This is a genomic window from Petrotoga miotherma DSM 10691, from assembly GCF_002895605.1.
Taxonomy (GTDB): domain Bacteria; phylum Thermotogota; class Thermotogae; order Petrotogales; family Petrotogaceae; genus Petrotoga; species Petrotoga miotherma.
Genome location: NZ_AZRM01000036.1, coordinates 1 through 14092, shown reverse-complemented (window position 1 = coordinate 14092; position 14092 = coordinate 1). Strand labels below are relative to the sequence as shown.

The window sequence follows — 14092 nt, the reverse complement described above, 5'->3', positions numbered from 1 at the left end:
ATGTTGATTACCGTGATCGGTGGAGGAGCTGCTGGATTAATGGCTGCAACAGTTGCAGCATGGAACGGTGCAAAAGTAAGAATAATTGAAAGAAAAGGCAAATTAGCTAAAAAACTCTTGGCAAGCAGCAACGGAAGAGGGAACTTCTCGAATTTGGATACGAAAGAAACTCATTACTACAGCAACAATTTGCCTTTTGTGAAAAAAGTACTTGATATTTTTGGTGTTGTACAAACGCTTAGTGTTTTTGAAGGATTAGGAATAATGGTAAAAGAAAAGGGTACAAAACTTTTTCCTTACACAGAAAAATCAAAAGATATCGTTACTAATTTTATCTATGAATTAGAAAAGCACAATGTTGAAGTTGTACTTAACTTCCAAGTCAACCAAATAATTAAAGATAGAGAAAAATTTCTCATAAAAGGCCAACACAGGGTATTTCAATCGGATAAAGTAATAGTGGCAACAGGTGGAAACTCCTCTCCTCAATACGGATCCAACGGTATTATATTTCCTACTCTCCAAGATTTGGGACATTCTATTGTTGAATTACGTCCAGGGTTAGTCCCTTTGAAAGTGAGACCGCATATCGATAAAGATGTGGCAGGTTCCAAGTTAGAAGGAAATATATTCCTAATAGATCAAAACGGTGAAATTGTTTCTAAAATTTATACTGGTGAAATACTTTTCAAAGAAGATGACGTCCTTTCTGGTATACCAATATTAGAACTCAGTAATTATGTTCATGAGTATCTAGAACAAAACACTCCTCTTTTTCTAAAAATTGTACCCTTTCCTCAATATTCACACCGAAGTTTAGTGGATTTTTTAGTCAAGAAGATTAGATCAAAGCCCGAAAGACCTATAAAACTGCTACTGGTAAGTATTATCGAGGAACGATTGATTCCATATTTTTTACCAAAGATAGGATTTGAAAATTTGGAAGCACCTGTTAACAGTTTGGATGATAAAGATATAGAAATGCTGGCCGATAACTTAAAAGACTGGAATTTCGAAGTTGTAGGTACAACAAGTTGGAAAGATTCTCAGGTTTCTTTAGGTGGAATTAATACAACTGAAATAGACCCTTATACTTTAGAGTCTACAATTATACCTGATTTATTTTTTGCAGGTGAGATTATGGATGTAGCTGGAGAAAGTGGCGGATACAATTTGCAATGGTCCTGGTCTACTGGATACTTAGCAGGAAATTCCGCTTCTTCTGAATAAAAAGAAGTATGGAGGGTGTGAATCCAATGGAGATTGGTTTAGTACACTACAGGGTAGGAGAAACAGACGGTGTTTCCTTAGAAATGGTTAAATGGAAGCAAGTTCTTAGAAACATGCATTTAAAAACGTATTTAATCGCCGGAGATATGGGGACGTCACCTGGATTCAAAATCCCATACATTGCATATACGGACAAAAGAAGTAACGTACTGAAACAAAAAGCTTTTGTAAATTTAAACAGCTGGGACGAGGCTTATTTTAAAAAGGAGATAAATAAATACGTAGAAGATATTTACAATCAACTATACGAAATGATGGATTTGGATGTAATGATTGTGAATAACATCTTTTCATTAGCCCACAATCCTGCAGCAGCCGTGGCTATTTACAGGTTCTGTAAAGATAACGGAATTAAAATGATAGGTCACCACCATGATTTTTATTGGGAAAGAGATTTTTACAAAAATCCGACCAACGATTACATCAAAGAGATCTTGGAAGAATATTTTCCTCCAAGAGATATACCCAACGTGGTTATAAATTCGCTCGCACAAGAAGAGTTAAAAAATAAAAAAGGGTTGGATAGTGTCGTCATACCTAACGTATTCGATTTTAATCAAAAGCAGTGGGAAATAGACGATTACAACATAAAAATATACGACAAGTTGAACATATCTCAGAACGATCTGATATTTTTACAAGCAACTAGAATAGTCAGAAGAAAAGCTATTGAATTGGCGATCGACACGGTAGCAGAAGTAAAAAAGGATTTAAAAAAGTATATTGAAAAAACAACATTCAACGGTAAAAAAATAACGCAAGACACGAACGTATTTTTGGTTTTACCTGGTTTATCGGAAGAATCTGATTATGTAGAAGTGTTGAAAGAATACGCCTCACAAAAAGATGTAGAACTAAAATTAGCTTTTTCCATTTCCGATGACATCAGGCACGAAGAGGAAGAGATTTTTTCTCTATGGGATTTTTACGCAATAGCCGATTTTATAACCTATCCAAGCATTTTAGAGGGTTTTGGTAATCAATTTTTAGAGGCGATATTCTCAAAAAAGCCTGTGTTGATGTTTGAATATCCGGTTTACAAAAAAGACATAGCCCCCTTAGGCTTTGAGGTTGTCAGTCTAGGAAGTAAAGCTGAATATGAAAGAGGTAGGTACAGAGTCAACCAAAACGAAATTATTAAGGCAAAAGAAGAAATTTTTAAAATTCTATTTGATACCCAAAGGGCTTCAAAGATTGTTCAAAAGAATTTTGAACTTGGGAAAAAATACTTTTCCTATGAAACTTTGGGGAAAAAGTTGAAAAACTTGTTGGTAGAAAAAGCTCATTTGGGCGTCTAATTATCCTTATAGTCGAGTTGCGAGGTGAAAGCGCAAACACTCCATTATCCTTCAGGGTGGGGCGCGGGGTGAAAGGGCGCTATAAAATTCTAAAGGCAACATAAAAAAATAAATGCAGGGGGAAATAATATGACTCTCAAGTGGAAAATGGCAGTCTTAATCATCTTGGTTTCGGTTGTACCTATGGCGTTTTTTATCACATATTCTTCATTAAATTATAGTAACATATTAAAAGAAGACACTTCTCAATTAATCGAAGTTAACAATTCCCAAACAGCCAATTTTATTGATCAGTACATGAATGATCTCAAAAAAGTAACTTCTTCAATCGCTAGTGATCCCGATGTCATCAATTTGCTCGAACAATCGCAAGAAGAAAGAGATAGAATGTATCAAAAGCTCCAAAATTTAATTGATGAATATCCTGAATTCACAGAAATTTGGGTAGGTTCAAAAAATGGTGATGCTTTTGTAAGACCAGTAGAAATGGAAAACCAAAAAGCAAGTGATTATGATCCAAGAGTAAGGCCATGGTACAAAGATGCCCTTCAAAAGCCACAAGAAGTAGTAGTATCAGATCCTTTTGTGCATGCAGTAACAGGTGATACCATAGTTACCCTTTCAAAGGCTATAAAAAACGATAAAAATGAAATAGTCGGAGTTGTGTCAATAGTACTATCTATGTCCAGGATTTATGAAATTATTGGTAATGAGTTAGGAACTGGAGAAACTATTTATGTAATAAACCAAAAAGGTCAGGTTATCTTTCATCCTGAAAGTGATACAATTGGTCAAGACATTTCACAAGAAGAATACTTTAAAAATTTAACTCAAAGAAGTGGTTCCATGTATGTTCAAAACGGATCAGTTTTTACAACTTATAATAAAATTAGCGATCCGAATTGGACGGTTATTACTCAAGCGGATACTAAAAATTTATTCAGTGAAGTAAGATCTACCACGATGTTCACTCTTATACTCTTCATAATAATAGCCGTAGTTGCCGTAATAGTAGGTATTTTATTTGTTATTTTCTACATTATAAAACCGATGAATAAACTGAAGACGTATCTTTCAGAGGTAGGAGAAGGTAATTTATCAACTTCCGTAGAAATAAACTCTAAAGACGAAATTGGACAAATGGCAGATTCTTTAAATCAAGCTATAGATGCCTGGAAAAACTCTATAAACTCAATAAGAGAAGACTCTTTAAAGATCGATAGTTCTGCTATGGAATTACTCAACATTTCTAAAAACAGTTCCCAATCTGCAGAAACCCTTTCGAAAAAAGCCGCTGAAATCAGTGAAAACGCTGAAGATACTTCCGCCTCCGTTGAAGAGGTTACCTCAGGCATTCAGGAAATATCTGCAGCCGCTCAAAATGTTTCTAAATCAGCTCAAGAGCTCAACACTGCTGCTTCAGAAACAGAAAACGCTGCTAACGAAGGACTTGAGTCTATAAAATCGATAGATAAAACGATAAAAGAGGCTGTAGATAAATCCAAAAAAACGCAGAATGTGGTAAAAGCCCTAATAGAAAGATCTGAAAACATCGGCAAGATCGTTAATACGATAAATTCTATAACAGAGCAGACAAACCTTCTAGCCTTGAACGCCGCTATAGAAGCAGCAAGAGCAGGAGAAGCAGGGAAAGGATTCGCGGTTGTAGCTGATGAAATAAGAGGTTTGGCGGAAGATTCCAAAAATGCAACTTCACAAATTGAAAAAATGCTCGAAGGTATTAAAAATAGTACCAATGTTGTAAATGACAGCACAAACGAAACCGTAGGAATAATACAAAACCTCAATGAACAAATGAACGGTATAAACAGCAAATTCCAACAAATTTTAAATATGGTAAAAAATTTAAACAGTGGAATAGACAACTTAACAGCAACTTCTCAAGAACAAAGCGCAAGCACCGAAGAAATGAGTTCAGCCATGGATAGAGTGGCACAAGCGATAACCTCTATTAGCGAAAGTTTGAGTGAGGTAACCAATTCAATTAACACTCAAAAAGAAGACGCAAAGAAGATTGAAAAGAACTCTCAAGAACTCTCTACTTTATCAGAAGAGCTCTCGGAACAGTTGAAAATATTCAGACTGTAGGAGAATCGAATCTTGATTAGACTGTACTTAGGTTACTATTTAGAAGCACTCACCGACAACCAACTTGAAGTTTTAGACAAACTCAAATTTGAAACTTACGAAAGAGAAAGCATCCTTAGATTCAGAAAAGAAGTGAAAGACAAAAAGGAAATAGTGCAAGTACTAAAAATCTTAAAAACCTTTGAAATAATACCTGGTTACGCACTTCAAAAAGACGAAGATTTCTATGATTTTGATGAAGAAACATCTAAAAAAAATGAAATAATAATTGATGAACTGGGAGAAGGATTCTTGTTATTCCTTCTGTCGATTTTAGAAAAAGAAAAAGAAGCCATACAAAAAGACAAAGAAACCCTGAAAGGGATCATAGAATCATTATCTTATGATTACATGGTCCAGATAAATATATGGAACAGATACGGTTATGCAAGGTTGTACATAAAGCAAGAGGATGAAGATATCGGTTTTTTAGACTTGATACACAAATGGTACAAAAGCGAACCAAAATACGAACAATTCTTCAAAGACCTAATGAAGGATAAAAGAATACTAAATTTATCGCAGTATTTCTTAAAAAAAGAAGGATACATAAAATAACAAAATTGGCGGGTTACAGAGTATAGTGAAGGACCCTAAACTCATTAGAAGAACTAAAAGTATTAGTAAAAAAATTTTCAAAAAGGCGCCCTAAATGGGCGTTTTTCAATTAAAAATTGTTGCAAATTTTTATAAACTTTCCTCATCAAATGGAGGGACTTTAATGAAATATAAAAACGCCTTGTATTTTCTTTGGAAAGAGATCTCTCGTTTTAAAAAAGAATTAATTATAAATTTCATACTAATTTTATCTTTTATACCACTAGTAGCCGTGACTCCATTTTTAATTGAAAACTTGATGCAAGAAATTACAACAATAAACGATGGGCAAGGGATGAAAAGTGCCTTAATTACAGCTTTACTGATTCTTGTTATTTATTCCTTCACACGTTTTATTTGGTTTTTAAGTGATTATCAAGGAGACATTTTGAAACTGTTAGTGAAAGGGAGCTTGCGTGAGAAATTATATCTAAAGGTTCTAAAATTACCTGCCTCGTACCATAAAAGGAAGCCATCAGGTGAATTGATGGCACGATTCACCTCTGATATAGACATAGTTGGAGAAGAAGCGCTTTTTTTTACATCTGTTTTTCAGGCAATAGCTGAATTTTCGGTAGGATGTTATGTTGCCTTTAAATTAAATACTTATTTGGCCATAATATTTGTTTGTTCCCTACCCGTATACTTATTATGTCAAAAGCAGTTCAAACCAAAGATGGAAAGTATGTCTTTGTTAGAACGAGAGGCAAACGATAATGTTGTGAAATCAATAGAAGAAGGGATAAATTCAGCAATTATCATAAGGTTATTGGAAAAAACTACCTATTTTTACCATCTTTTTCAAAACAAGATCCGCAATTGGAATAACTCTATGAAAAACAAAAGTTTTTATGAAAAACTATATAATAGTATAACTATGTATATTGAAGAAGGTTTACCTATTATTATTTTGTGTATAGGTGCAATTTTATCAATGAGGGGTTTAGTAGATATTCCAACGCTGATCGCCTTTTTCACATTCGTTGGAAGGCTATATGTCCCAGTATGGAACTTAGCTTTTCTCTTTACTACCACACCTGCCGCTTTCCCATCAATAGATAGAATTAAAACTTTACTAAACCAAGAAGAGGAAAAAGTACGTAAAGGGATGCCCTTTCCAAAAGAATTTACAATTGATTTCCACGACGTTTTCTTCTCATATGAAGGAAATAATTATATATTAAAAAATATAAATTTGCAAATCAGCGAAGGTGAAAAGATAGCCATTGTTGGATCAACTGGAACAGGGAAAAGCACTTTACTTTTATTATTAACCGAGCTATATAAACCGCAAAGAGGAGAAATATTACTGAACAAATTAAAACTTTCACAATATGATCTTTCAGATTTACGAAGAAATATAAAATATGTAGAAAGTTCTCCTTTTATATTCAATGCAAGCATAGAAGAGAATATATTATTAGGTGAAAAAGTTGAAAAAAGTACAATAAATGAGATTCTAGAAATCACACAACTAACAGAATTTTCAGAGTCTCTAAATAAAAACTGTTTACTTTTATCCAGTGGACAAAAGCAAAGAGTCAATTTAGCTCGAACATTATTACATCCGCCTAAGGTGCTGTTGTTGGATGAAGCTACTTCAGCAATGGATTCACACACCGAAGAATTAATATTTGAAAGTCTAAAGGAAAAGGAAAAAGATATGACGATAATATTGGTTTCTCATCGTCTTTCAACAATAACAAAAGCAGATAAGATATATTTTATGGTAAAAGGTACTATAGTGGATTCGGGCTCACACATAGAATTATACCAAAAGAATGAAGGTTACCGAGAATTATTCAAGAAGCAGTATATCAAAGATGCTCAGAGTGACAGATAAAAACTTAAAAAACATTATAATGCATTTATAGAATTGTTCAAAAAGAAATAATATTTGGAAGGGGGGAATAGATTTATGGAAACAATTATATTAAAAGATATTCGAAAGGTTTATAAAAACGGGGTAGAAGCTTTGAAAAATATAAATATTTCAATAAAGGTGGGAGAAGTTGTAGGATTGATTGGGCCAAACGGTGCAGGAAAAACTACCCTGATAAATATAATATTAGGACTTTTAAAACCAACTGAAGGGGTTTCAAAAATTTTAGGGGTAGATACTGATAAGATGACCAAGAGCGAAAGAAAAAAGATAGGTTTCATTTTGGACGGACCTGGTCTTTATGATGATTTAACTGTTGATGAAAATATAAAGTTCTGGAGTGAATTATATGAGGTTTCCCAAATACGAGGGGAGGCATTACTAAATCAATGGGGACTTTATGAAAATAAGGGAAGTTTGGTTAAGGAACTTTCCGCAGGTATGAAGCAAAAGTTAGCTATATCAAGAGCATTTTTGCATGATCCTTCAATTGTTTTAATGGATGAACCCACGTCCAATCTTGATCCTGTAGCCAGGAAAAACATGGTAGAATTTTTAAAAAGCTTACATGATAAAGAAAAAACGCTTTTAATAACCTCTCATGATCTTTTCGATATAGAAAGAATATGTTCAAGGATAATACTTTTGAGGAAAGGGCAAATAGTTGTATCTGGAAATATGGAAGAATTGAAAGAGGCTTTGGGAGTTAGAATGGGTGTAACAATAAAGGCAAGTAATAAAATTCCCAAGGATATAGTAAATGAGATTTCAAAGAATTCTGAAGTGAATGTAATAGGAGAAAAAGAGTTGATACTCTCCGGAGATAAAATAAGTCCATCATCAGTAGTTCGATATCTCGTGAATAAAGGAATAGATGTCGAAAGGGTGGAAGAAGAGAAAGTCACGCTTGAGGATATATATACTTATATCGTAAAGGAGGACGAAGAATGATGAAAGCCCTAATTAAAAAAGAGTTACGAATGTTCATAAGGAAACGATTTCAATTTTTTTCTCTTTTGACGGTTATTACAGTCTTTGTAATAACGTTTAATATGGATAGTTCAAATAAATTTAACCCTATTCTTATCTCCTCTTTTATAGTTACTTTTTGCGTGCCTTATTCATTTGGTTGGATCAGCTTTCAAAAAGAGAAGGAAAATAAAAATATCTCATACCTTTTGGCATCACCTTTAAATATAAAAGAAATATTCTTGGGGAAAATGCTTGCAGTATTATTGTTTACCCAGGTGTTCATGTTATGGGGAATTATTGTGCAATATATAACAAACATTTTTTCTATGGGAGTAATTCCTACTTTTGAACTACTTTTGACGGTATTGATAACCTTTCCGATTTGGTCAGCGGTACTTAGTGGGTTAGTTGGAGTAGGGCTTCTCGTGTTTGATAACCCATTCATAGTTAGAATCCTTCTTTTTTTATTCCTAATTTTTGTGGGAATGAATGGAAATCTGTGGAAAAAGTTAATTATTTTAGAAAACTGGCAAAATCTTATTTTGATATTTTTGGGATTAATGGCTATATTAGGAATCATCTACTTCGTAGATATCTTTGGCAAAAGACTGATGATAGAATAAAAAAAGAAAATGGTGTGGGAAGTGGAGGGAAAAGGGACGCTATATATTAAGTTTTAGAGTTTTTAAAGGCAGTAATCTTATAAAAACCGGAGGATAAGATCTATGGGGCGTTTTGGTAAATCAATCAAACTTGACTCTACAATAATGAAATATTATTTTATTATTATACTTTACGAAAGTATTGATAAATTATTCGGCACTGTATATGTTGCTCATATGGGTATAAGGGGATTAACTTCATTTCAAATTGGCCAGGTATTAGCGATTTCTTCAATAGCGTTAAGTGTATTTGACTATCCAACTGGAAACATTGCTGATAGATACGGTAGGAAAAGATCGTTAGTGTTAGGATTTTTCATATGGTCCATCGGTTTACTGGTATTTTTCCAAGCAAATAATCTATTTACTTTTATCTTGAGTATTTTATTGTGGGCAGTCGGGGTATCGTTGATTAGTGGTACTCCAGAATCTTGGTTTGTAGATGAAATTACTAAAGAGGGTCGATCGCATTTAAAAGCGAAAGTGTTTCCTAATGCAAATGCAATTTCACTAATATTCGGTGCCATTGTGGCTTTATTGTCCTCTCTTCTTGCAATTGGTCGTCCGGATTTTCCCTTATTGGTTGCTGGTATAATGGGACTTGGGACATCCATCATTCTTATTTTCATTTTAAATGAAAATTACGGAGATAGGGCAATTTCATTTAGGAAAGCCCTTGTTCGAAACACAATTGATATTTTTAAAAGTACCACGATGAGATTAATTTTGATTCGCTCTATGACAGGAAGAATCGCATTCCAGACCTTTGTAATGATATGGCAATTATATATGGTCAAAGAGCTTAAATTGTCTACCGCATACTTAGGTTTTACAATGGCTATTTTTCTTGTGGTTTTAGCTGCCGGAAATAGTTTAGCAGGCATACTTCTAAAGCGTTTTGAAGGTGTGAAAGTATCAATAATGGGGCAAGGTTTAATTGCAATTGGTTCTATTACAATTGCTTCTCACACTTCAATCGTTGCTTTTTACTTAGGAGCCAGTTTAATCGAATTGGGATTGGGCATAGATAAGAGTGCAAGTTCAGTATGGGTTCATGATTTCATTCCAAGTGAGAGGAGAGCATCTTATATTTCAGCTATTTCTGCTGCTGGATCCTTGTTTGGTTTCACTATTCCTTTAGTAAGTGGTTATATTGCAGATCAAATAGGTTTTCGATACAATTGGTTGTTAGCCTTTATAGGAAGCATTATTACAATTACTCTATTAATCAAAATCGGTACTGCAATAAGAGCTGCGAGAGAAGGCGTTCAGAATGTCGAGAAATCAAAATAGTTAGATTAATACTTGTTTCCATAAAATATTATCTGGAGGTTAAAAGGGATGAATCAAAATAAGTCAAACCAAGAAAAATCTATGAAAAAATTTATGATAATTTGGATAGGGCAATTCGTCTCTATTTTAGGCTCTGGTTTAACAACTTTTGGGTTATCTGTCTGGGTTCTGGAAACAACCGGAAGTGCTATGACTTTCACTATGACTGTTTTAATGCGAGTTTTACCAGGGATAATTTTTGCACCGATCGCAGGAACATTCGCTGATAGGAAAAACAGAAAAAATATAATTATATTCACGGACGCATTTGACGCACTTTTAAAAATGTTTATGATCATATTGCTTATAACGGGGCAAATGAAACTATGGATGATTTTTCCTATTAACTTCATATCTGCAATATTTGGGACGTTTCAAGGTCCTGCATTCACTGCCTCTATTCCAGAAATTGTTCCTAAGAAAAACCTTGGTAGGGCAAATGGAATGATGCAATTAATCCCATCCATTCAAAATATAATAGCACCTGTAGTAGCAGGAGCTCTATACCCTTTAATTGATTTATCAGGTTTATTAACAATCGATTTTATAACCTTTTTCGTAGCAATAGGAACGGTTGTATCACAAAAAATCCCACAGCCTGTTATCAAAGATAAAAGGGTAAATATGGGTAATATAATCAATGATTTTAAATATGCCCTTACATATTTAAAAGGGAAACAAGGTTTTTTCTCACTCATAGCAGTATTTGCCCTGTTAAACTTTATAGCTAATTTAAGTTTTGTACTTGTTGGACCAATAATAATGGGCAATTATAATTCAGTAATTTATGGGATGGTAAACTCCTTATCAGGAGTAGCATTAGTTTTAGGAGGGTTAGTTGCAAGTACTATACCAACTAGTAAAAATAGGGTAAAGGCGATATTTATCAGCCTCATACTATCAGGTATAGGTTTGTGTGTGATGGGTGTATCGCCTCTTTGGTATATAATTGGTGTGGGATTTTTCATATTTATGTTGCCTGTTCCATTCACAAATGCGACATTGGGTACGATAATGCAGGTCAAAATTGAAGGTAAAGTTTTGGGGAGAGTGGGTGCTGTGATAGATGGACTTTTGAAAATTATAACTCCAGTTGCAATTGTATTATCAGGTGTTTTGGCAGAAAAAGTATTCAATCCACTTCTTATCGATGGAGGTACATTATCGAATACTTGGATTGGCTCTTTAATAGGTGTTGGGAAAAACAGGGGGATAGGACTTATGTTCATTCTATCTGGTTTGATTTTAATTGTCGTTTGTGTTTTAATGCTATTTAATAAAGTAGTAATGAACCTAGAAGAAAATAATCCAGATGCAGTTTTAGATTAACAAAAAGTGAGCCCAATTTTTTACCGAAAATAGGGGTTAATGAATCTGGAGTGAAAGTTATATCTTAATTAATTGTCATTCAAATAAGGAATTGGTTTGAAGGTATTTATGTCTATGAGATAACCAATCTTTTTTACGGACATCTAATGTGAGTCTTTTCAATTAAAAATTATTGCAAATTTCCACAAACTCTTCTCTCTCTTCCCCTTCAAAAACATAAAAAGAAATAGCAGAAGGTTTCCTTTTCAACGTATACTTTTTCACGAATGGATCAATCTCTTTTGGTACTTTCGGTGTGAATTCTTTGGGGATATCCTTCAAATCATAGTACCTACCGTAATTCATTATGAACTTTTCTACTGTCTTTTTTTGTTTTGTATCAAGTCCAATGTAATTTTCAATGAACTCTTTTAAATTCTTTTTATTTAAATCTTTCATGAATCTTTTTACAAGGATTTTCCTTGCTGAATAGTAAGGATGTTCTTTGAAAGTTATATCTTTGTTTGTGAATGTTTTTTGTCTTTGGTTTTTTATTAGTAATGAATCAACATCTATCTTTGGAGTTTCTTCAAATATTGAGTTTATTAACTCTCTTGTGTAGTAATCACATCTTTCTTTGATTAAGCTTTCACTTTCTATATCCTTAATCACCTTTTCTAATTTAACCTCTTGTTTGTAATAATGAACAAGATACGAAGTAAAAAATTCAGAAAGTTGGTTTTCTACCTTTAACTGCATAAATTTGTAAAAGTTTTCTTCAAACTTTTTGTCTATATCTTTCTTTTTTAGTTCTTTTACTATTGGAATAGCAAGAGAGGTGTTTATTTCAAACTCAAGGTTGTTTATTATCTTTCTCAATGTATTTGGCTTTATTTGCTTTGTTTTTCCAGATAAGAAATCATTCAACGTTCTTTTTGAGATATTTGGTTCTTTAATAAAAACTCTTTCTATTTCTTGCTTTATGAAATTTCTTAACGTCTTTGTGTTTTTGTAATAACGGTTATCTAAGTTAAAAACACAGTATTTTAACTGATTGATACTTTCTCCACACTGCTTTTTTAAAGCATTGCATCTTTCTTTATTAACCTTTGATAAACACTTTGAGAAGATAAACGCTGTTTCATACATCATTGGATCGTTGTTTTCTTTTTGTACTTGAAAGATAGTATCAAGTGAATTGAAAACTTTGTAATTATCATCGTCAAAGTAATAACCAAGGTAAAATCCTAATGGAATGCTAAAGTTTAAAGCGATACTTTTATCTACATCTTTTAACCACCAACTTATATTGTTTAAAGCTTGTACTATCCCAGATGGATGAGGAACATCTTTCAATATCTTAAATGCTTCAATGTTTAACTGAGTCGCTTCTTCATATTTTCCTTCATTCTTTTTCTCTCTTGCATCAGCCATGAGGATAAACCCTTTATCAAAAGGATTGTTTTCGTATTCTTCACTCCAATATCTAACCTTTTCCATACTTTCATTGGATTCATAATACATTTCTCGTATGTTTCTTAAAGATTCTACAACGAGTCCTCTAACATATTGTGGAATATCACCGAAGTTGTCTTTTAATTCAACATAAATATCTTTAACTTCCTTATCTCTTTTTAATCTGTGCAAAGCTGATAGTTTAATAGATAAAAGTGCATAATACAAGCTACCTTTTCGTAGTTTTGAAATGTCTTTTTCTATTCTTTCAATGACTTCATCATAATTGATATCCCAATATAATTTCAATATTTCTATGTATTCTTTTGTTTCATCATTTAAAGAAGTTGATTCAAGATAATTCATCAATGGCCTTCCAAACTGTCCGTAAGTTGACAACCTGGTAACTAATTTTAAAAGCATTTGAATTATCTCCTTATGAATATCTGCTTTTGTTTCACTATTGTCATTTAAAAATAACAAAATATTTACTTTGATTCCAATGTTAACGAGCCGATATTTATTCACTTTTACCTTTTTAATCAATTATATCATAACTATCATCAAAAAAGAGAAAGCGAAAACAGAGTATAAAACATGATAAAAAACATCTTAATTAAAGTTTACATAAGGTTTTTTGAGGTAATCTCTGAAAAAACGTTTCAATCTATATTTGAACCTGATAAAAAAATTGCTTGTTTATCATATGGATAAATGTATGATAAAAATAGTGAATGGTCTTTTGAGTTTGTAAGAGAAAAGTGTTTCTCAATTTACTATTATACGAGGGGTGATAAAAAATGAAAAAGTTCGTTGTTATTTTATTGACAGTGGTATTGCTATCAGGGGGAGTTTTTGTTTTTGGTGGGGATGATGAAGGAATCGCAAGTTTCGAATCATTAAATCCTGGAGAAATTGTAAGCTATATTGAAGAAAGTTGGTAAATGTGCATTTTAAACTTTTAAAGAGTATTGGAAAAGAAGAACAAAAAGTAGGGGAGAAAGAATAAAATAGAACTATAAAATATACCCACTTCAGAAATAGGTCAAAGCAACGATTAACTAAAGGTAAAGTAAGTTAAGGCAAGAAGAAAAAGAACTAAAATATTGGATAATTATCCAAAATGCTCTTTGAAAATCGAAGTAATT

Annotated in this window: 11 protein-coding genes; 10 read left to right on the top strand and 1 reads right to left on the bottom strand. The window is 32.9% G+C overall.

Annotated features, from left to right (window positions below):
• The 9 genes from X928_RS07205 to X928_RS07165 all read left to right on the top strand — a co-directional run bounded on the left by X928_RS07205 (position 1) and on the right by X928_RS07165 (position 11510).
• The gene (locus tag X928_RS07205; RefSeq protein WP_103079130.1) at positions 1-1230 is read left to right on the top strand and encodes a BaiN/RdsA family NAD(P)/FAD-dependent oxidoreductase; all 1230 of its coding nucleotides are present in this window, start codon (positions 1-3) and stop codon (positions 1228-1230) included.
• Positions 1231-1256: 26 nt separating this feature from the next.
• Complete coding sequence (locus X928_RS07200; protein WP_169926335.1) at positions 1257-2588, top strand: glycosyltransferase family 4 protein; 1332 nt, start codon at positions 1257-1259, stop codon at positions 2586-2588.
• Positions 2589-2717: 129 nt separating this feature from the next.
• Entirely contained in the window at positions 2718-4697 is a 1980-nt protein-coding gene (locus X928_RS07195) for a methyl-accepting chemotaxis protein (protein WP_103079128.1), read from the top strand.
• A 12-nt stretch (positions 4698-4709) separates the two neighbouring features.
• A complete protein-coding gene (locus X928_RS07190; protein ID WP_103079127.1) occupies positions 4710-5294 on the top strand; it encodes a hypothetical protein in 585 nt (194 codons plus the stop codon).
• A 163-nt stretch (positions 5295-5457) separates the two neighbouring features.
• Positions 5458-7176 carry an ABC transporter ATP-binding protein gene (locus tag X928_RS07185; protein WP_103079126.1) on the top strand — a complete coding sequence of 573 codons (1719 nt, stop codon included), beginning with the start codon at positions 5458-5460 and terminating at the stop codon, positions 7174-7176.
• A gap of 75 nt (positions 7177-7251) precedes the next feature.
• A complete protein-coding gene (locus X928_RS07180) occupies positions 7252-8166 on the top strand; it encodes an ABC transporter ATP-binding protein (RefSeq protein WP_103079125.1) in 915 nt (304 codons plus the stop codon).
• The gene (locus X928_RS07175) at positions 8163-8810 is read left to right on the top strand and encodes a hypothetical protein (RefSeq protein ID WP_103079124.1); all 648 of its coding nucleotides are present in this window, start codon (positions 8163-8165) and stop codon (positions 8808-8810) included. The genes X928_RS07180 and X928_RS07175 overlap by 4 nt, the downstream gene beginning before the upstream one ends.
• A gap of 102 nt (positions 8811-8912) precedes the next feature.
• A complete protein-coding gene (locus X928_RS07170) occupies positions 8913-10142 on the top strand; it encodes an MFS transporter (protein ID WP_103079123.1) in 1230 nt (409 codons plus the stop codon).
• A 48-nt stretch (positions 10143-10190) separates the two neighbouring features.
• A complete protein-coding gene (locus tag X928_RS07165; protein ID WP_103079122.1) occupies positions 10191-11510 on the top strand; it encodes an MFS transporter in 1320 nt (439 codons plus the stop codon).
• A gap of 162 nt (positions 11511-11672) precedes the next feature.
• Here X928_RS07165 and X928_RS07160 read toward each other — a convergent pair whose 3' ends face one another.
• The gene (locus tag X928_RS07160) at positions 11673-13367 is read right to left on the bottom strand and encodes a hypothetical protein (RefSeq protein WP_103079121.1); all 1695 of its coding nucleotides are present in this window, start codon (positions 13365-13367) and stop codon (positions 11673-11675) included.
• A gap of 377 nt (positions 13368-13744) precedes the next feature.
• Between X928_RS07160 and X928_RS10075 the strand changes: the two genes are divergently transcribed.
• A complete protein-coding gene (locus X928_RS10075) occupies positions 13745-13888 on the top strand; it encodes a hypothetical protein (protein ID WP_155811043.1) in 144 nt (47 codons plus the stop codon).
• The last annotated feature ends 204 nt before the right edge of the window (positions 13889-14092 follow it).